This is a genomic window from Maribacter litopenaei, from assembly GCF_025244665.1.
GTDB lineage: Bacteria > Bacteroidota > Bacteroidia > Flavobacteriales > Flavobacteriaceae > Maribacter > Maribacter litopenaei.
The window spans coordinates 3044713-3064558 of record NZ_CP104205.1 but is presented as its reverse complement, the minus strand read 5'-3'; the positions used below and the strand labels follow the sequence as shown (position 1 = coordinate 3064558).

The window sequence follows — 19846 nt, the reverse complement described above, 5'->3', positions numbered from 1 at the left end:
TTGGAATTATATTTTACCCATATTTTATGTCATTCGGGAGAAGGTCAGTTTAAAATTGGTAATACCTCTTACAGTATTAAAAAGAATGATTTTGTTATATGGCTTATTGGCTCTGATGTAAGAGAGTTTTTTTTATCTCCGGACTTTAAAGCAACTTATTTGTTGGTGTCTTACGATTTATTAAGTAAGAATAATCCTGATATAGGTTGGGGAATTAAGGGTTTTCTATTTACTCAATCAAATCCGGTTGTACAGCTTAACAAAACTTTTAAGCTCCGTTGCGAGGCTAATTTTAATCTACTTTACCAAAAATATAATGATGAAAATCATAAGTTTAGGAAAGAGATTTTAAATAGACAGGCCGAAATTTTTGTGATGGATATGTGGAATATTCTGGCGCAAGAGATGGAAAATAGGGACGTAAATCAAACTAGAGGCTCTATTTTTGAGCGTTTTTTGAGCATGGTCCAAGAGCACTGTATGGAACACCGTGAGGTAGAATTCTATAGCGGCAAATTATGCATAACAGCTAAATACCTAACTGAGGTTTGTAAAAAAAATAGTGGAAAAACGGCCATGGATTGGATTAAGAATTACACCACAAGACGTATAGTTCTATTGCTTCAAAACAAAAACTTGTCATTAACCGAAATTTCGGATACGCTTCACTTTTCTAGCACTTCTTTTTTTAGTAGGTATGTAAAAAAGGCTTTAGGAATGTCTCCCAGTGCCTACCGGAATAAACTGCAATAAACATTACCCAGATTACGGATGTTCATACCAATATTACCGATTTTGAGGTTTGCCCTTGATTATCTGTAAATCAATCGCTTATCTTTATATTACAATTTCAAATAACCCATGGAGAACGTTTACCATATTAAATCTGTAGCCGACTATTTTGCTTGGCGCAGTTCCAAACCTGATCACCCTTTGGTTGGTATTTTGGATTACGAGAAAACTGCTTCTCATCCAGATTATTCTTTCAATCGTTTACGTTTTGATTGCTATGCCGTTTTTTTGAAAATGGCCAAAAACTGTAAGCTAAAATATGGAGGCGGCCAATACGATTTTGATGAAGGCTCTATGGTATTTATGGAACCGGGGCAAGAGGTAGAGCTCACATATGACCCGGACTATGTTCCCAAGGGATATGCCCTTATTTTCCATCCAGATTTGTTATTGGGTACCGAGTTGGACCGTAAAATGAAATCCTACAAATACTTTTCGTATGGGGTAAAAGAAGCCTTGCACCTTTCAGAAAGAGAACAAGGGTTGATCCTGAGCGTTTTGGATAAAATTCAATTTGAACTGGAGCAAAATATGGACAAGCACAGTAAAAAGTTGATTGTAAGTAATATTGAATTATTGTTGGACTATTCGCTTCGGTTTTATGATCGCCAGTTCTTAACAAGGGAGATTCCCCACCTAGGGGCCTTACAAAAGTTCGACGCCCTTTTGAACGATTATTTGGATTCTGAAAAGCCACAGAAATATGGCCTTCCTTCGGTGGGTTATTTTGCGGATCAGCTGCATTTATCCTCCAATTATTTTGGGGATTTGGTCAAAAAGGAAACAGGGAGTACCGCCCAAGAATATATTCAGACCAAATTGATAGATGTAGCAAAAAGCAAGGTTTTTGACCCGAACAAATCTGTCAGTGAAATTGCCTACGAACTGGGCTTTAAGTATCCGCAACATTTTAGCCGTTTGTTCAAACAGCAAGTAGGGTATTCGCCAAAGGAATTTCGGTCATTGAACTGATAATCAATAAAAAAGGCAAGCCAACAGGCTTGCCTTTTTTAGTATCATGTAACTTCTTTTATAAAGATTCCGAGCTTTGCTTAAACTCTACCGTATTTATCTGCATCAATAACTGGCCTTCTTTCGCATTTGGGTTTTTAACCACCAAATACAGGTCATGAAAGCCATTTACATCCTGTACATCAACCGGAATCGTTTTTTGGGATAATGCCATGACCGTTCTAAAACTTGGTTCCGGGCCTTTTTTTCCTCCGGCTTCCCACTCGCTTCTTAGTCGTTGCAGTTCTGCCCTAAAATCGATTTCCAGTGGGGCTATTTCTTCCGTGGTGGTAACCAAAGGATCGTCCGGAGCATCCAAATGTACTTCAATGACCCCTCCAATATCTTGGGTACGGGTAGAAGCCTCGGCATTTATGACCATTTCGGAAATACCCGTAAAATCAATGTTCTTATAGGACAACCATCCACCGTCCTTCTCCATCTTCAAGGATCTTCTTGGGGTTATAAATAACTTAATACCATTAGCTTCATCATATTCTTCCGATGTGATGACAGGGTTACGCAGCGCAATGATCTTTTCTGAAGTTAGGGGTTGAACCTTGTCCGTTCCTTTATCTGTGTATGCCACACGTAACAAGTAGCTTCCTTTTCCATTTTCTTTTTGGGGTACGGAAGTGGTATAGCTGCCCGAAAGCGGAACCTTTTCTATCTCCTGTTCAGGGTCATTAAGTCCCATAATATAGTCCACGATCAATGCGGCATCTTGCTCACCTAGATCCGGATGGGCACTCATGGCATGCTCGCCCCGGATGCCCACGCTACCATTTATTATGCGTTGGGCTATCACCTTTTGCCCTTGAATGTCGTTCTTGTACTTTGCAGCTACCTCTTGGTAGCTGGGTCCTATGGAACGGATATCAACGCGGTGGCAGGAAAGGCAATCGCTCCCATCGATTAAGGACTTCCCTTTTGACAGCGTAATCCACTCGTCTGTGCTCACATGGTTTTGAGCAATTTCAATGGGGTCAAAACCTTCCGGGGCATAGTCAAAGTTGACGGCTACTTCTTCTTCCTTGATACCTCCGTCAGTTACGGAACCGTCTTCCTTGTCCGCAACTTTAATGTTATAGGAAAGCTGATTGTCCGGAAAAAAGAAGCTCTGATTCCCTTCCACGATTTCCAAAGCGATACTTGGTGGTTCGTTACCTGCTGTAACCTTAAACTGTTGTTCGTTGCTATTTCCTTCACTATCGGTCACTTGAAGGTTCACGGTGTACATACCGGCCTCTTCCAAGGTGATTTTAGGATTGGGGCCCTCCAAACTTTCAGAAAATCCATTTTCTGAAGACACTGTCCATTGATAGGACAACGCGTCATTGTCATAGTCCAATGTGCCTTCCGAAGAAAGGTTTAGTTCAAGGGGTACTGCCCCAGCTTTCTTATCAGCACTGGCCTGTATAATCGGAATCCGATTACCTCCATTGTATTGTACCCTTTTTATTTGCGCATTTTCATTGCCTCTAAACCAGGCGGAACCATATTCCAATACATACAGGTCACCTCCCGGACTGAACTGCATGTCTATGGCACTGGAGAAATTCTCGTTAGGTAAAAAGGGTTCCATGGAAACATAGTCCCCATTTTCATCCATCGTAACGGCAATGATCCAACCGCGCATAAATTCTGTCATTAGCCATTTCCCTTCATAGTAGGCAGGGAACCTTTTATCTGATTCCGGAAAATCTGCCTGTCTAAAAACGGGACTCCCCGTAGCACTACGTCCAGCACTTCCCAAAAGTGGAAACTCTTCTGAGTAGCCATAGGGATACCGAGAAAAAGGCTTTTTGTGGTAGGGGTAACTCTGTGATTCCCGTATTGTTTGGAGAGGTGTTCATCGGTTTTTCTACGTCAAAATAACCGTAAATGGAATCTGTTTCATAGTCATAATCGGCATATGGTTTATTGTCGCCAATAAAATAAGGCCAACCGAAGAAACCGGGACCTTTGGCTTGATTAAATTCATCATATCCACGGGTCCTTGGTCAAAGTCCTCTGAGGCATCGGGGCCTACCTCGCCCCAATAAATAAATCCTGTTTCATTATCGATGGATATTCTCCATGGATTTCTGTGGCCCATGGTATAAATTTCTGGTCGTGTCTTAGGTGTACCTTCGGGAAAGAGATTACCTTCCGGAATGGTGTAGGAACCATCATCTTCCGGATGGATACGAATAATAGATCCTCTCAAATCATTGGAGTTTCCAGCGATCCTTTGGTCGTCTGAAGTTTCATGGCCGGGTCGTTCATCCAAATTCGATGTTCCTTGGGGTGGGTTGGCCGTATTGTTTCCAATGGTCATAAAAAGATTACCATTTTTATCGAATACCATACCGCCCCCTGTATGACAGCATACTTCGCGTTGTGCAGGATATTCCAAAACTACCTTTTTGGTTTCATCCAAGAGCTTTCCGTCTCGATATTCCCATCGTGCCAAAACGTGTTTGGGTTCATCCGGATCCGCATAAAGCATAAATATCCAATGATTGGTTGCATAATCAGGATGCGCGACAATACCCATCAAACCTTCCTCTGCAGCCCTCGTTTGCCCTTCCTTGTTTGTATAGATGATATTTACGGGAACAGTTCCAACGGTTTTGACGATTCTTGTATCAGCGTTAAAGGATTTAACCCCTCCTTTCCTTTCAACCAGTAGCATTTCTGTATCGTTGAGAAAAGTAAAGGCCATTGGCTCGTCCAATTCTCCGGGTTCTGTCAAAACAGTTGTAGTAAACCTGTTTTCTTCAGGCTTCGATACATCCGCAATAGGTTTTTCATTGCAGGAAACCAATAAGAAGATAGTACTTAAGGTAAGTTTGAACTATAATGAAACTGCGGTTTTAAACCTTTTTAAATCTTTTTGCATTGTCAATCATTTGAGTTGGTACCCATAAATGTAGCTAAAAGATAGATTTGGAACAGTTTCTGTTTAACCAGCAAACATTAGGTTTAACAAAGTTTTAAGAGATATTTATAATTTAAATTCGGTCTTTCCCTTTTTTGTTTTGAAGATATGGGGGTAATGTTCCTCAATATTTTTTTTCATAAAATCGAGTGGCACGTCTTCAAAATATCCATAGTCCTCAATGTACTCCATAAATAGATTCCCCGTGTTATTGTATTGCTGTAAATAGGAACTGTCCTTACCGTTAAACTCTAATGGCTCCACCTTGAATTTTTTACACAGCGAGGAATTGAATGCTGGAGACATTTTAAGCCATGAATCATTTAAAAATGCATTGACCATACCATGGGGTGTTAACTCGTTGGAACCAAATTTTTCCATTAAACGCTCCACTGCGATATGGTTCTTAACCTTACCCAAATGCAATCGGCCGGAATGCCCACACCGCGCAAAAGGGAAATTAATAGAATGGATTTTTCTACACAGTTTCCCGTTGATTTTTGTACAATCGTGCTTGATCTGTAGTTTTCTTTAGAAAGGCTAATACTATATGGGTCGTATTTCCAACCATCCCTAACAAGGGTATATAATCTAATGGCCTTCTCCTTAGATGAAAGGTCATTAGGTAGCGACTTCTTTAGGAGAACGTCAATTGTAGTATCGTTGTAATCAAAAAAATAGGAGGAATTCAAGTATGTCATAAATGATTTTTGTACTGATACTTTACCAAAGATTGAAAAATAACTCAACAATATTTCCCAAAATAAAGCTAACTAAGGCACCCCATACGGAAATACGCCCAAGATTGAAGCTATCCGTAAATGCTAACCAAAGGGACCAAGCAGAACAAATTAAAAAAATTACCTTGGCATATACCGGTAAAGAACTTGGAAAGACTCCCAGTATACTAAATAGAAAATCCATAAGTACCGAAAAACCAAAAAGGGCTAGTGCGAAATTCACCTTTTTATCTTGTTTTAATAAATAAATACCTGCAGCCAACAATTCTATACATAAGGCTAAAGGCCCAAATTGACCATAATATTCCCTTTTAAAATAGCTCGATAGGCCAGTAGGAAATTCTACGTCCGAGATAAAAAATGATTCCTAGTACTATTGCTATTAGAACAAAAATAATAGCCGTTATCGTTTTCAAGGTTTTATTCGTTTTGTCCACGACGCACTAATTTAACGATTCGATTATATATAACTTCGGAAATATTCCAATTATACCCTTTAAAATTAGTGGTATTGGTGAATTGTACGATTACAGCATCCATATCTTCATCATATTTTGCTATGGTCCGGTATCCTGGTACCAATCCCGTGTGGTTGAACACATATATTGATGCATATATTTCACGTTCCCCTCCCTTAAATACGATGCCATCGTTAAGTGCCCTTAAAAATTTACCTACGTCTTGCGCAGTGGCCACCATTCCTTGGTCATCCGTTTTTAAGTCGGTATCATGACCCACATAAAATCCACTCATTACGTCGTCTAGGTTGACATCCTTAACAGAAGCGAACGTATTTTTTAGGCCTAATGGGTCTAGGATTTCCTTTTTGAAATAATGAAACTCACTTTCTCCGGTTACTTTTTGAATCAGTTCCGAGAGCAACAAATAATTGGTGTTGCTATATTCGTACCCTTTTCCAGGTTTAAAAGTAGCTGGTTGATCCAAGATCAATGCTAGGTTTTCTTCGGATGATTCCTTTGGGTTTGCCCAATAATTATAGGTATCCGTATAGTTAGGAATACCACTTCTGTGCTGAACCATCATGCGCAACGTGATTTCGTTGGCATATTCGATTCTGCCCTCTAATTACGGAAAGTAATCGGCCAAGGTTTTATCCAAAGATAACTTCTGATTATGTACCAATTTAGCAATAGCAACTGCATGGTACAGTTTACTTACGCTCGCAATTTTAAACAAAGCATCTTTACGGGCAGGTATAGTGTGGTCCCAATCATGCCATCCGGCCGTATACGTTTTTGGTGATTCACCGGCTTTATCCACATAGACTATGATGCCATCGAACCCTCTATCCAAAGCCTCTTCCACTTGTTCCTGTACCGAATCCGGTAATGGAACTATCCAGGCCCAAACAATAGACCATGGTACGAAAAACAAGGAGATTGCAGTGCTCGTAAGCAATACGATTCTAAAAATAGTGTGAGCCTTTTTTTTCATCATTTTAACTATAAGTCTTTAAGATAGGGATTCGTTTCCCGTTTTAAGATTTTCATTATCGAAAGTGTTTTGTATTTCAGGTAGCTTTTTATTCGGATTAGGTCTTATATCCCATTTCAAACCGAATAAAGGCCCTACGAACGGAATTCTACGTATTAGGAATTCATAGATTAAAAAGCAGAGCGCCATAGTGAATATCGTAATGATAATAAACTTAGCGGATACAGGTATGTCCAGTAGGTAGAATTAATAATGCTCCCAAATACAAAGCGAACATATGAACAATGTAGACTGGATATGCAGCTTGACTTAAATAGGTAAGCGTTTTGCTAGGTTTATTTAAATAGCCATAACCCATTCCAAATACCCATAGAATCCAACTTATAGATTCAAGGGACATTAAATACCCTGGTGCTTCGGTGGCAAAAATGGAATATCGAATCGCATATAATATGGCAGCCAAGCCAAAATACCCCCATTTCCATTGTAAGACGGTTTTCCAAAAATTAGTACCGCTGTACATAAACATAAAACCAAAAAGGAACGCAAGTAATCCTAAAAAGAAGCCATGCCAGGTTTGGGCGTACATCGCAAAGGGTTGAGGTTGTAGTATATACGTTTCCAAAATGAAGAAAAGGGCAATGCTTAGTGATTCCAAAGGATGATTCATCACTTTGGACAGTACTTTTTGAAACGTACCATTCTCGTGTTTTCTTAGAAGAAAAAATAACGGCATCAATAGTAGAACATAACAAAAAATATTACCTAGAAACCATAAGTGACCCATATGTGGAAAATAGTTTAAGGGTATTTTGTAATAGCTTTGAAAAATATACATGTGAAGCGGTGTAATGGCCACGATTCCAAAGAGAAAAGGTAAAAGAATCCTTTTGGAACGTTCCCAAACCATTTGCTTCCAATTCCTTTTTTTCATGGCAAAATACACTCCCATACCGGAAACGAAGAATAAGAATGGTATGCGCCGAGACATTGAGCATGGTCATTGGCTTCCACAGACCCTCCCATGAATCCTCACTTCTAATAAATCCCAAGAACATGGCCCAAGGTTGAAAAACAATGGCTATATGGTAGATTAGAAGCAGGCCTATGGCAATGACCCGCAACCAATCAATGTCGTATCTTCTTTGTGTTTTCATTTTAGTGGATTAAAATGTCCTATTGCAACATCATTGCAATGACAGGACGCGTTTTTTCTATTTCGGCAAGATCTAACTGTAGGCCCATGGGAGCCAACTGTTGCTGTAACATTTCATAAATGGGCTTAACTTCATTATAGGGACCCATTACAGATTCTCTAGCGGTAGCTCCAAAGTTGTTCCTTAAGGATTTATCCGCATTGGCATCGATTAAGAGTTGTACCATTTCTACTCGTGCAAAGAATGCCGCAACGTGTAAAGCCGTAGCACCATCGTTGTTTTTAAGGGTAAGATCAGCTCCTGCATCAATAAGTTTTGCCGCAATCTTTCCTTTATTAAAAGTTACTGCGGTAATCAACGGTGTGGAACCACTCATGGCTTCTTTTTTGTTGATATCAGTTCCGTAAGCAATATGCTGTTCTACTACTTCTGCATTATTCGATAATATGGCCGTCTGTAGATCCATAGTAGGTTTAGGAACGCTTTTTTCATTGGTAACAGCTGTTGTTACTTTTTCCTTGTTGGCCGATTCACCACATCCTGTTAAGAATATTAACATAAGAGCGGAGATACCTACTCTGTTTTTAAACGATTTGAAAGAACTTGTTTTCATGACTTTTTGTTTTAAGATTATTAATCGATTTATTTGATGATACAAAGGTCGATGAGGTCATGAAGCAAGGTTTAAAAGCTATGCGGAATCATATATCAAGTTTCAGGAGTGGATAAAAACTATGGTGAATTCATATAAATTATGACGCAAAGCAGGATTTATGACCTAGTGGCAAGCTATTAGTGGAAATACTGGAATTACCCATAATTTTCTATTTGCACACTTATTGGGATAGTGTCTTTTTTCGCTTCTGCTACATTCGGTATGATTGGTGATTTAAATGTTTCTTTCATTCGAGTGCCAATTGAATTAATACTATGCTAATGGTCAGGCCATACGGTACGTCCGAGAAAGGCATAAGTCAAAGTAAATTAAATTGGATTTTTAATTATTACTTCTTCAATGATTTGGTTTTGGTTTTTGCTCTGAACGTGTTTTGAATCAATTAGTAAATTATCCAATGTCAAGGATGGAAAAATCCTTTTTGCTCTTTTTAGCATTTTCTTACCGGGAAAAATAATATCATGCTGGGCAGCAAAAATTGTAATCGGCGTTTTAATATTGGCAGCATTCTTCGCATCAATCACGGGTACTGGTGTGAAGTCCATTTCAAACTCCAAAAACACTTTTGATAGGAATTTGAAAGCAAATTCATCCCTTTCGGTGAATAGTTCCGTTAAAAACTTCTCAATGTATTTTGGTTTTTTAGTCTTTATGTATCGTTTTATCGGAATGAAAATTTTGAACAATGCTATTAATGGATTGCCATTTACGATGTAAGCTGGGGCAGACAAATAGACTCCGGCAATCCTACTTTCATCGTATTCAAGCGTTTTCAAAATCACTAATCCGCCAAAGGAGAAACCTGCCATTGCTACTGAGTCTAAATTTAGATTTTGGATTAGTTCAATCATCCATTTTCCATAAGAATCATCCTTCATGCTCAAACGGGTGCCAGCACTTTTATTTGGTTGAGCCGAACATCAATAGAATATACTCGATGTGTTTTATGTAAGTTTGGATACGTTTCTAAAGCTATTGGTGCACAGCCATTTGAGCCATGCACTAAAATTATTGGTGGATTAGTTGAATTGCCAGTTGCAATTACGTTTGTTTCACCAAAAGATGTATTCACCTTCAGAAATTTATGCGCAATTTTGAGTTCCTTTAGCTTTTCATCATATAGACGTAAAATAGCTTGTTTTCCTTGTTCTGTTTTGAAGAGTGTCTTCATGATTTTTTGTAGGCTGCTACATCAATACAGTTGTTGTTTTTTGTATTTCAACTGATTGTATTCAAGTTGTGGCTAGTATCCCATTTTTTTGGATTATATTTTCTTTTTTAGTCACCGGTTGTCGTATTAATTTCTTCCATGATGAGATGTCCTAGTTCTGTTAACTCGCTATATTGTTCAATCATCGTGTCAAACTGCCACGCAGCTAGACTTATAACATTTCTATAAGCAGGTTCTGCTGTAAACTCGATAAATGCTTGGTCATATTCGGATTGAGGTGTGGCTTTGGTTGCTAAGGAATCCAATGGCATAAACGCAGAAGCCAACATAAGTGACCTATCGAATTGCGAATCGAGATAATTTTCTTGGTACACGGCATATTGATTGTAATTTCGCTCATTTTCCGCAATGATATCCACTAAACCATGATATTTAGCCAATAGTGAATCAAGTTTGGTATTATTTATTTTTCCATAAAAATCAGAGTTTTTCAAAGATTCATACCCCCCTGAATTTGGTTTGAAATAGAAATCGGCAAAAGCAGCCCCGCTTACTTTGAATAAAAAAAGATTCTCTTTTTCGGTCTTATTTAAAATGCTATTGCGTGCTTCTTTACAGATGTCTGAAATTTGTTTTCGTCCTTTTGTTAATCCTGCTAGTTGTTCTATATCTTCAGCCGTATGAGATTTAATTTTAGTCAAATATTCATGTAAGGAATCCTTATCCTTAATCGACTGGTTCCAATTGTTTATCTGTATCGCAATTAAAATTCCAATGACTACTAGAACAATTTCGCCTAACGCATACTTCAGGTACTGCGTTTTCTTATTGTCTAAAATTAACTTATGCCGAATTTTTCTAAATAATTTCATAGGTTAACTCAAATTAGCCGCAATGGTCTCTAGTAAGAAAAGTACGGTTTTAGAACCGAAAATCTTTCATCCGAGAACTGATTTTTGTCGAATGTCATAATCTTTACTTAAAACTTTCAACCTTTTGTTTTTTAACCAATGTTGTATGCCATTTATATTTAATTTTTCTCGTTGATTGGCCTTATTCCAAAAATTAGTAAATACCCTATCATCCAAAATTCTCCAATGGTAGCGGGTAGCATAAGAAATCTATTGAAGCTTAAATTAATTCCTGCGTAGCGTATAACAGTGCTAATCAGGTAGCCTATACCACCTAAAATAAGAACTCTTCCTAACCAGATAGGCAACCTTTTAGACTTAATAACAATGTATCCCATTGGAAATAACCAAAGCCCAAAGAAAAGACCACCAATTCCCCAAGCATTTGAAATCATATGTTGAAGCATCTGAATTAGTAGAACTTTGTCTTCCGTAATACTTATATCGGAATTTGCAATACCTATTGCTGAGGCTATTGAAATTGCACTTATCATTATGGCTATGGCATTCACCATGCCCCATATACCTAGCGTCCAAGCTTCCCATTCATAATTGTCCTTAAATAATTTGAAAAACCAAACAGCGGTGAGTGCCTGTGATAGTACGATAGCAAACTCTAACAGTAACCTAATTCTTGCAGTCGATTCCAATGCTACCAAATTCGATAGGGTTTGTTCAGGATTACCGGATACGAATATTTGAGAATGAAAGACCATAAATCCTAGAATTCCTGTAATAGCCATCATTAAATACCATATACCGGTTGTTCTCGCTGTCTTAATCATACGCGTTTGTTCATTATTTACAATCATTTTTGCTTTCATTTAGGTTTTGAGTATACGATTAATTCCTCTACGTAGTGAAATTCACCTTGGTCTTGGGTTAGTTTTATGAAATTTTTCACGGCAGGAGCATACAACCAAACTTCTGTTTCATTTGCATTGTAACCCCTGGAATTGGTAGTCTTGCCGGAATATTTAATGGTGTATGCCATAAAAGTTCCGGCTTCCACTGTTTCTTCTTTGAATGATAGTACTTCGGCAGTTTGACTTTGATTTCCGGTGGTTCCATCCTGACTAGTCCAATTATTCTCATATTTCCACTTTTTGCCAATTTCAAGTGGCCAGTCGTACTTTGGTGTTTCACTGTCATCTGGTTTTGCAATTTCTGCAATTGGAATGGTATCTTTACCGATAGTCATTCCCAAAACTCCATCATAACTTACGACTACCCTTGTATCTGTTCCTTCTGAGCGTACTTCTCCTTCAGTAGTCACACCCTTATATTTCCGAGACCCATTTTTCACCTGCCGTATAATCAGCTGGTGTTGGTTGTTCGGTTTTTGTATTGTATTGGTCACTGCAGGCACTAAGAATCATTAATGCCAATGGTATTACAAATAGACTTTTCATTTTCTTTACTTTTTAAAATTCCTTATTAATTAAAACCAGCTAAAACCAATTCCCAAACTAAATTGCACAACCTCTCTGTCAATGTCATTGTTTAGCTTTACACCACCAACAAGGAGTTTGGATTGCACATTTAATGCAAATTTGTTTTTTCTGTAGACTTCATAACCCGTACTAACCATTGCTGCTATACCTGTATTCCAATCGTCATTAACATTTTCCTTGATATCGTATAGAGCAGGAGAATCTATTGCTAAACCAGCGCCGCCATGTAGCCACCATCTATCCTTTATCCAATACTGAACAGAAGGTATTATACCACCAAAGTCCCTATCATTTTCATCAAGCGTGTAAATCATTCCAGGTAAAGAAACGGTAATCGCCAAATTGTTATTCAACATGTAACCAAACTTTAATTCCGGAAAAGTACCACCACCTTGACTATCATCATAGTTTCGGAGTCCCCCACTATCTTCAATACTAATAACACCACCTCCAAGGCCAAATTCGAACATAAAGCCATCTCTGGTAAAATTGTTATGAGAAGCTGAATTCTTCTGAGCATAACAAATAGTTGAAATTAAGGTAAAGGCAGTAATGGCCGTTCTTAAGATAATTTGTTTTTTGATTGTTTTCATGCATAAATTTTTAAAGGTTTTTATATGATTTTTTTGATATTACAAAGGTCGATGAGGCTGTGATGCAAGGTTTACGAGCTATGCGGAAGAACGTATCAAGTTTCAGGAGGGGATAAAAACTATGACGCAACGGTATAAAATATGACGCAATATGGTGTTTGGTCTATCATGATAGGCGATTCTAGGAAATGCCTTAGTTTCCTACATTTTTTCTAATTTAGGGCGAGCAAAAACTAGTATTCTATCCAATCTGTGAACAGGTCAACCTTTATAGTAGAAACCAGGGACATAATTCTCAAAAACCTTTCTAATGAACAATTTGGGGTATCCGAGTTGGCGGATGCCATGCACATGAGCCGATCCAATTTGCTTCGGAAAATAAAAAAGGAGACCCAATTATCTGCAAGTCAGTTTATACGTAAAATTAGATTGGAAGAGGCCATGAACTTGTTAAAGGAAACCGATTCTACGGTATCCGAAGTTTCGTATCAAGTAGGTTTTGGAAGTACCTCATACTTTATAAAATGCTTTAGGGAACAATATGGTTTTTCTCCAGGGGAAATACATAAGGAGACAGAGTTGTCCTTGCCCCCACAACAAGATACCGGTCGGCAACGGCGTTATTTTTGGCCGGTTGTTGCCATTGTTGGAGTTTTGCTAATCATGGCCGCTTATTTTTTTATTTCCAAAAAAGAGCCAAATCAATCGGTGATATTGGAGAAATCCATTGCTGTGCTTCCCTTTAATAATGAGAGTAGTGATTCTACTAACCTTTATTTTGTAAACGGGCTGATGGAATCGGCGCTGAACAATCTTCAAAAAATTGAGGATTTGAGGGTTATCAGTAGAACTTCCGTCGAAAAATATAGAAGAACCCAAAAAAATGTGCAGGAGATAGCACAGGAACTCCATGTGAACTATTTGGTAGAGGGTAGTGGTCAACGAGTTGGAAATACCGTTTTGCTAAATGTACAATTGATAGATGCAACGACGGACACGCCTATATGGTCCGAACAGTACAGTCGTGAAGTTGAGGACATTTTTGAATTGCAAAACGATGTGGCCAAGAAAATCGCAGATGCCATTGAAGCTATCGTGACACCGGCCGAATTGGAGCAGATTGAAAAAATACCAACTGACAATCTATTGGCCTATGATTACTATCTACAAGCATTGGATCTTTATTATTCGCGCACTAATGAAGGGTTGGAAGAGGCCATTGCATTATTTGAAAAAGCCATAGAGCAGGATCCGGAGTTTGCCCTGGCCTATGCCAACATCGCTATTTCATACTATCTGCTCGAAATGTCGCAACTTGAGAAACAGTACACCGAAAAGATAAACAGCTTTGCGGATAAGGCCTTGCTATATGATTCAAAATCTGCCGAAAGTTTGGTCGCCAAGGCCTTTTACTATATACAAACAAAGGAGTACCATTTGGCCTTGCCACATCTTGATAAGGCATTGGAGTATAATCCTAATTCATCGCTGGCGGTACAAATACTGGCGGAATTTTACTCACATATGCTTCCCAATACCAATAAATACCTGGAATATGCCTTAAAAGGGGTTCAGCTTACCGTTGCGAGTGATTCCATTACCCGCAGCTACACGTATTTACAGCTAAGCAATGCCCTTGTATCGTCAGGATTTCCGGATGAAGCCTTGAAATATATCAACAAGTCGCTGGATTATAATGCTGAAAACTACTTTGCTCCGCACTTAAAGGCATTTATTTTATTTGCCAAAGATGGTAATATTAAGCGTACAAGGAATTTACTTTTAAACGAATGGAAGAAGGATACTACCCGTCCGGATATTTTACAGGACATAGGGAAGTTGTACTACATTGAGGAAAATTATGACAGTGCCTATTCCTATTTTAAAAAATTTGTGGAAGCCAGGGAAGCAAATGGACTGGATATTTATCAGCAGGAAAACGTCAAAATTGCACAGGTCTATAAAGAGATGGGGTTGGACAAGGAAGCTGAGAAACTGTTTAATGATTTCTCTGAATACTGCGAAGGGGATCAATCAACTTATAAAAGTGTAAATCTCGTTTGGAAATACGCTTATGAAGGTAAGATCAATGAGGCAGTCGAAGAGCTTAGAATATTTTCCAAAGCAGAGAATTATCTCTATTGGTTTTTATTAATTGAAGATGAACCACTGATTCAACCACTGAAAAATCATTCTGATTTTCAAGTCATTATGCAAAAGATAAAAGATCGATTTTGGGATAACCAGTCAAAACTCAAAAAAACCTTAGAAAGCGAAGGCCTACTTTAGTTAAATCTGAAATCCTATTTTAGGAGATCAATAATGTGTATCTGAATTGTTTTGGATGGTTTATTTTTGATTTTTAACTCAATAATTCCAATGGCCAACAAATCACTTTTTACGCTTCTTTTTTCTACTTTTTTTATAGTTACGTGCTTTGCCCAACAAATCGATTTTTCAAAACTACAGAACCTAAAAATTAGGAACGTGGGGCCTGCAAATATGAGTGGCAGGATAACAGCCATTGATGTCGTGACCGATGATCCCAAAATCATGTATGTGGGGGCCGCCTCCGGTGGGGTGTGGAAATCTGAGAATGGCGGTTCTGCTTGGAAACCTGTTTTTGATAACCAGCCCACACAGAATATTGGGGCCTTGGCCATCCAACAAAGTAATTCCAATGTGATATGGGTCGGTACCGGCGAAGGAAACCCCGTAAACTCCATGAACTTGGGCATGGGAATTTTCAAAAGCGAGGACGGTGGGATACGTTGGAAACACATGGGTTTGGAAGCTACCAAGACCATCCACAGGATTATCATTGACCCTAACGACCCAAATACTATCTATGTTGGTGCCATGGGAGACCCTTTTTCGGCCAATCCAAATAGGGGGCTATACAAAACAGTTGATGGCGGTGCCCATTGGGAGAAAATTCTATTTACCAATGAGAAATCGGGCGTTGCGGATATGGTCATGGATCCAAGGAATCCCAGGAAATTGTTCGTGGCCTTATACGAGCACGAACGTACCCCGTATTATTTTACATCGGGAGGGGAAGGCTCCGGACTTTTTGTGAGCGAGGATGCAGGAAAAAACTGGAAGAAATTAGGGGCAGATGAAGGCCTGCCTGCGGGCAATTTGGGCCGAATTGGGCTGGCGATCGCACCGTCAAATCCCAATAGGATGTACGCCAAGATAGAAGCGAAAAAAAACGCCATATACCGCAGCGATGATGCAGGAGTGCATTGGGAATTGATCAATGATACGCCCAAATTTGCGAACAACCGACCTTTTTACTTTCAGGATTTGGCGGTGGATACAGAGGACGCCAATAGAGTCTATAATATTTATCAGCCCTTATCCGTCAGTTATGACGGGGCCGTGACTTTTGATACGATTCCCATGATTCCTGCCGACGAAACCAAAGGAATCCATGCCGATTTTCATGCCTTTTGGGTCAATCCCAAGGATGCAAAGCATTTTATCATTGGGGGCGATGGCGGTTTGGGAATTACCCATGACCATGGTAAAAGCTGGTATTTTCCCGAGACCATTCCCGTGGCCCAATTCTACCATGTAGGTGTGGATAACGACCGGCCTTACAATGTGTATGGAGGCATGCAGGATAATGGCAATTGGTCCGGCCCGGCCTATACATGGAAACGCGGGGGCATCCGTACCCTATATTGGCAATATTTAGTGGGTGGCGATGGTTTTGACATTTCGCCCGATTTGGACAACTCCCGATTTGGCTACGGTTCCTCACAAAATGGAAATTTGTACCGATATGATAAGTTAACGGGTTACTATGTGAACATACAACCGCCAGCGCCCGATCTTAAAACCGAGTTGCGCTTTAATTGGAACGCTGGTTTTGCACGGGATCCGTTTAATCCCGATGCGGCCTACTACGGGTCCCAGTTCGTGCATTATACCCTGGACAAAGGGGCTACTTGGAAGGTTATCTCCCCGGACCTGTCCACCAATAATCCGGAGTATCAAAAAGGGGATTATGGCGGTCTTACGCTGGATATTTCCGGGGCGGAACGTTATAGTTCCATTCTCACCATAGCTCCTAGTCAACTGGACGAGAAGTTGATTTGGGCAGGTACCGATGACGGTCAGGTGCAATTGACCACGGACGGTGGAGAGACATGGACCAATCTTACTTCCAATGTAACCGATATGCCGGAAGAAGGGTGGATCGCCCAGATTCAGGCATCGACCTATAAAAAAGGAACCGCTTGGATGGTGGTGAACAATTATAGAAAGGGCGATTATGCGCCTTATCTTTTTAAGACCGATGACTTTGGTAAGACATGGCAGCGAATGGTAAACGGTAATACGGTACGTGGATACGCTCTCACCGTTATCCAAGATTCCATAGAACCCAATCTGGTTTTTCTAGGGACGGAGCACGGACTTTGGATCAGTGCCGATGAAGGCCAAACATGGGCACAGTTTAAAAACGGTTTTCCCTCAGTTTCCACCATGGATTTAAAAATTCAGGAAACGGAATCTGCCTTAATCGTAGGAACTTTTGGAAGGGCCATTTGGGTGCTGGACGATTTGTTGTCCTTACGTGAAATTGCCGGGAACAGATTGAAAGAGGGGTTGACCGCCCTACCCATGAACGATGCCGTACAGGTCAAAGGACTATTTATAAATCCGCCCGGGAATATTTGGATCGGGTTCCACACCACTTTTGAGGGCGAGAACAAGGTCTTTCAAAAAACCGAAATCCCCTTTTACCTTTCGGAAGTACCCAAGGAGGGGGATATCATTAAGGCCGATATTTTTGATCATGAAGGCAATAACATCAATTCGGTGGAAACCAAAAATCTCAAAGTCGGACTCAACTACCTTCTTTGGAAATTGGACAAAAAGTCAAGTTCCCTACCCGGTTCCTGGACGGACGATTTTTCAAGGGATATTCCAGTGCTGCCGGGAGATTATACCATCGTCCTGAACTATGGAACTGTATCCGATACCACCAAAGTAAAAGTGATTCCGGATCCTCGTTTCGATTTGGATAAAGCCGTAGACCGGCAATTGTACGACTACAGAAAAGCGGCCGATGAGCTGGTAAAACAGATTTCGGAACAACTTACATCCATAGATGAAAAGCAGAAAAAGGTGGATAAGCTACTTAAGCAAGTCTCCGATGCATCGGGAAAATCGAACACTTCCTTACAACGAAAAATCAACCGAATGAAAACCGACTTAAAAACCTTAAAAGCAAAAGGGCAGACCCCAAGACCGGATCGTCAGGTAGGGGCTTGGCAATCCTTTGAAACCTCGGCCCATTCAAAAATTAAGGAAGTCCTACAGATTGCGGCTGCCCGGACCACGGAACCATCCAAACAACATTGGGAAGCCTTGGAACGGGCTACCCAATTGGTTTCCGATTTTTCCAGTGCCGTGGACGATTTTATGAAAACCAAGTGGCAGGACTTTGCATTGGAAATCAAAAAATCCGATTTGGACTGGGAAATGGAATAGGTGCGTTATTGGCTTAAAACCGCTTCGGCCTCAATTTCCACCGGATAGCCTTCGCCCACCAGTTTGGCCTCTACCAAGGTGTTTGCGGGGTTGATATCCTTGAAACGCTCCCCGTGGGCGCGGGCCACAAGTTCCCAATCGGTCAGTTCGTTCACAAAAATTCGGGTACGGACCACATCGGCCAACGAACCACCAAAAGAGGTCATAGCTCCTTCAATTTTATCGATGATAAAATGGGTCTGTGCCGCTGGATCGTTCCCGCCTATTCTCAGGTTTCCATGTGTGGCGGTCGTCCCCGAGACATGGATCCTGTTATCCACTTTTACGGCCCTGCAGTATCCCGCATACTCCTCCCATTCCGTACCGCTATAAATCTGTTCACGGTTGTGCCCGGTTTTTATCGGGGTAAACGCCTTTGGAATGGTTTCCAAGTGGTCGCTGAGGTCGCCTGATGCCGTTAAGAATGGAGGCTTTCGGTATTCATCCCCACAGTCACCCGGAATCATTTTTAACCCTTTCAACGCATTTTTGATGGTTTCCATATCAGAAGGGTCCAATGTGATGTCCAACATGTTTCTGTTGTCCTGTATGTGTTCACTTTTACCCAACCGTGCTCCAACGATTACAGCAGCCACGGCCGGATTTTCCAAAATATAGCGTGTGGCAATGTTGGCAAGGGAGGCCCTATGTTTATCCGCCACCGTGCGTACGGTTTTCAACACGTGCTGATAAGGTTCCCATCCCCCGGCAGCATCGATGAAGCGCTTATACTTCATCTGTGACCAAGTTTGCAATTCTTCTTTTTTGGGTTCGGGCTTGCCCAGCCAAGTATCGGTTAAAAAGCCACCTGCCAAGGTGCCAAAAGCCAATAGTTTTACGTTGTATTGTTTACAGACCGCGGCCATGTTTCCTAGGGCACGTTGATCGATCAAGGAATGGCACACTTGATTGCTAACAATTGGAATGCCGCTGGCCAGGGCAATGCGCAAATGGGCGGCATCAAAATTGGTAACCCCCAAATGCTTTATAAGTCCCTCGTCCTTTAGTTCCTTCAAATAGATCAATCCATCCAACCAACTGGGATCCGGATAGTACCATGCGTGAAATTGCATGAGGTCAATGGAAGTTTGTTGCATCCTATTTAAGGCGATATTGACCGCCCCCCGAACTTCTTCCCTTGTAATCTTACCCGGTTTGGGTACCCACTTGGTAAAAAGTTGGACAGTTTTTTTATCGGCAAGATTGTTTTTAAAAGTACCCGCAATGATTTCGCTGGAGCCGTAATGGTCTGCCATGTCGAAGGAAGTTAGTCCAGCATCCGAGATAAGGCTGCATGTATTTGGCCGTTTCCACGGGATCTAAGGTAGTTCCGTGCCGTTCCATATCGGCAATTTGCCAAAGTCCGGTCACAACACGTGAAATCTCAAAACCATCCGCTAACTCTATTGTTGTATCCAT

19 protein-coding genes and 1 pseudogene are annotated in these 19846 nt (G+C 40.4%); 4 read left to right on the top strand and 16 right to left on the bottom strand.

Translation table 11 applies throughout. The features are described from left to right. Both NYZ99_RS16620 and NYZ99_RS16615 read left to right on the top strand, forming a co-directional pair. Window positions 1-753, top strand: a complete 753-nt coding sequence (locus NYZ99_RS16620; protein ID WP_260572375.1) for an AraC family transcriptional regulator — start codon at window positions 1-3, stop codon at window positions 751-753. A gap of 108 nt (window positions 754-861) precedes the next feature. Continuing rightward, window positions 862-1764: a helix-turn-helix domain-containing protein gene (locus NYZ99_RS16615; protein WP_260572374.1), complete on the top strand. Its 903-nt coding sequence runs from the start codon at window positions 862-864 to the stop codon at window positions 1762-1764. Window positions 1765-1822: 58 nt separating this feature from the next. Here NYZ99_RS16615 and NYZ99_RS16610 read toward each other — a convergent pair whose 3' ends face one another. The 14 genes and pseudogenes from NYZ99_RS16610 to NYZ99_RS16545 form a co-directional block, all read right to left on the bottom strand. Further along, entirely contained in the window at window positions 1823-3559 is a 1737-nt protein-coding gene (locus NYZ99_RS16610) for a c-type cytochrome (protein ID WP_260572373.1), read from the bottom strand. 108 nt (window positions 3560-3667) lie between these two features. Then, on the bottom strand, window positions 3668-4612 hold the full coding sequence (locus NYZ99_RS16605) for a PQQ-dependent sugar dehydrogenase (protein ID WP_260572372.1): 945 nt from the start codon (window positions 4610-4612) through the stop codon (window positions 3668-3670). 180 nt (window positions 4613-4792) lie between these two features. Further along, entirely contained in the window at window positions 4793-5119 is a 327-nt protein-coding gene (locus NYZ99_RS16600) for a hypothetical protein (RefSeq protein WP_260572371.1), read from the bottom strand. Then, the gene (locus NYZ99_RS16595) at window positions 5107-5427 is read right to left on the bottom strand and encodes a transglutaminase domain-containing protein (protein ID WP_260572370.1); all 321 of its coding nucleotides are present in this window, start codon (window positions 5425-5427) and stop codon (window positions 5107-5109) included. The genes NYZ99_RS16600 and NYZ99_RS16595 overlap by 13 nt, the downstream gene beginning before the upstream one ends. Before the next feature lie 459 nt (window positions 5428-5886). After that, a pseudogene (locus NYZ99_RS16590) lies at window positions 5887-6924 on the bottom strand (serine hydrolase domain-containing protein). Between the two features lie 211 nt (window positions 6925-7135). Continuing rightward, complete coding sequence (locus NYZ99_RS16585; protein WP_260575260.1) at window positions 7136-7855, bottom strand: acyltransferase family protein; 720 nt, start codon at window positions 7853-7855, stop codon at window positions 7136-7138. Between the two features lie 242 nt (window positions 7856-8097). After that, on the bottom strand, window positions 8098-8691 hold the full coding sequence (locus NYZ99_RS16580; RefSeq protein WP_260572369.1) for an ankyrin repeat domain-containing protein: 594 nt from the start codon (window positions 8689-8691) through the stop codon (window positions 8098-8100). A 371-nt stretch (window positions 8692-9062) separates the two neighbouring features. Next, window positions 9063-9632 carry an alpha/beta fold hydrolase gene (locus NYZ99_RS16575; protein WP_260572368.1) on the bottom strand — a complete coding sequence of 190 codons (570 nt, stop codon included), beginning with the start codon at window positions 9630-9632 and terminating at the stop codon, window positions 9063-9065. A 2-nt stretch (window positions 9633-9634) separates the two neighbouring features. Then, a complete protein-coding gene (locus NYZ99_RS16570) occupies window positions 9635-9925 on the bottom strand; it encodes a hypothetical protein (RefSeq protein ID WP_260572367.1) in 291 nt (96 codons plus the stop codon). 107 nt (window positions 9926-10032) lie between these two features. Then, window positions 10033-10797, bottom strand: coding sequence for a DUF6090 family protein (locus tag NYZ99_RS16565; RefSeq protein ID WP_260572366.1), 765 nt, complete (start codon window positions 10795-10797; stop codon window positions 10033-10035). A gap of 158 nt (window positions 10798-10955) precedes the next feature. Then, entirely contained in the window at window positions 10956-11660 is a 705-nt protein-coding gene (locus tag NYZ99_RS16560) for a DUF4386 domain-containing protein (RefSeq protein WP_260572365.1), read from the bottom strand. Further along, on the bottom strand, window positions 11657-12112 hold the full coding sequence (locus NYZ99_RS16555) for a hypothetical protein (protein ID WP_260572364.1): 456 nt from the start codon (window positions 12110-12112) through the stop codon (window positions 11657-11659). The genes NYZ99_RS16560 and NYZ99_RS16555 overlap by 4 nt, the downstream gene beginning before the upstream one ends. 4 nt (window positions 12113-12116) lie before the next feature. Beyond that, window positions 12117-12248: a hypothetical protein gene (locus NYZ99_RS16550; RefSeq protein WP_260572363.1), complete on the bottom strand. Its 132-nt coding sequence runs from the start codon at window positions 12246-12248 to the stop codon at window positions 12117-12119. Between the two features lie 29 nt (window positions 12249-12277). Beyond that, window positions 12278-12883, bottom strand: a complete 606-nt coding sequence (locus tag NYZ99_RS16545; protein ID WP_260572362.1) for a hypothetical protein — start codon at window positions 12881-12883, stop codon at window positions 12278-12280. A gap of 252 nt (window positions 12884-13135) precedes the next feature. Between NYZ99_RS16545 and NYZ99_RS16540 the strand changes: the two genes are divergently transcribed. Both NYZ99_RS16540 and NYZ99_RS16535 read left to right on the top strand, forming a co-directional pair. Then, window positions 13136-15172 carry a helix-turn-helix domain-containing protein gene (locus tag NYZ99_RS16540; protein WP_260572361.1) on the top strand — a complete coding sequence of 679 codons (2037 nt, stop codon included), beginning with the start codon at window positions 13136-13138 and terminating at the stop codon, window positions 15170-15172. Between the two features lie 213 nt (window positions 15173-15385). After that, window positions 15386-18388, top strand: a complete 3003-nt coding sequence (locus NYZ99_RS16535; protein WP_260572360.1) for a VPS10 domain-containing protein — start codon at window positions 15386-15388, stop codon at window positions 18386-18388. Window positions 18389-18393: 5 nt separating this feature from the next. Here NYZ99_RS16535 and NYZ99_RS16530 read toward each other — a convergent pair whose 3' ends face one another. Continuing rightward, window positions 18394-19683, bottom strand: coding sequence for an aldo/keto reductase (locus NYZ99_RS16530; protein ID WP_260572359.1), 1290 nt, complete (start codon window positions 19681-19683; stop codon window positions 18394-18396). Continuing rightward, the gene (locus tag NYZ99_RS16525) at window positions 19637-19846 is read right to left on the bottom strand and encodes a hypothetical protein (protein WP_260572358.1); all 210 of its coding nucleotides are present in this window, start codon (window positions 19844-19846) and stop codon (window positions 19637-19639) included. Before NYZ99_RS16525 ends, NYZ99_RS16530 begins: the two co-directional genes overlap by 47 nt.

Coding starts and splice junctions, on each gene's coding strand:
- NYZ99_RS16615 (WP_260572374.1), top strand. CDS start 862: ATGGAGAACGTTTACCATATTAAATCTGTAGCCGACTATTTTGCTTGG.
- NYZ99_RS16595 (WP_260572370.1), bottom strand. CDS start 5,427: ATGACATACTTGAATTCCTCCTATTTTTTTGATTACAACGATACTACA.
- NYZ99_RS16585 (WP_260575260.1), bottom strand. CDS start 7,855: ATGAAAAAAAGGAATTGGAAGCAAATGGTTTGGGAACGTTCCAAAAGG.
- NYZ99_RS16580 (WP_260572369.1), bottom strand. CDS start 8,691: ATGAAAACAAGTTCTTTCAAATCGTTTAAAAACAGAGTAGGTATCTCC.
- NYZ99_RS16575 (WP_260572368.1), bottom strand. CDS start 9,632: ATGAAGGATGATTCTTATGGAAAATGGATGATTGAACTAATCCAAAAT.
- NYZ99_RS16570 (WP_260572367.1), bottom strand. CDS start 9,925: ATGAAGACACTCTTCAAAACAGAACAAGGAAAACAAGCTATTTTACGT.
- NYZ99_RS16565 (WP_260572366.1), bottom strand. CDS start 10,797: ATGAAATTATTTAGAAAAATTCGGCATAAGTTAATTTTAGACAATAAG.
- NYZ99_RS16560 (WP_260572365.1), bottom strand. CDS start 11,660: ATGAAAGCAAAAATGATTGTAAATAATGAACAAACGCGTATGATTAAG.
- NYZ99_RS16550 (WP_260572363.1), bottom strand. CDS start 12,248: ATGAAAAGTCTATTTGTAATACCATTGGCATTAATGATTCTTAGTGCC.
- NYZ99_RS16545 (WP_260572362.1), bottom strand. CDS start 12,883: ATGAAAACAATCAAAAAACAAATTATCTTAAGAACGGCCATTACTGCC.
- NYZ99_RS16535 (WP_260572360.1), top strand. CDS start 15,386: ATGAGTGGCAGGATAACAGCCATTGATGTCGTGACCGATGATCCCAAA.
- NYZ99_RS16530 (WP_260572359.1), bottom strand. CDS start 19,683: ATGGCAGACCATTACGGCTCCAGCGAAATCATTGCGGGTACTTTTAAA.
- NYZ99_RS16525 (WP_260572358.1), bottom strand. CDS start 19,846: ATGGATACAACAATAGAGTTAGCGGATGGTTTTGAGATTTCACGTGTT.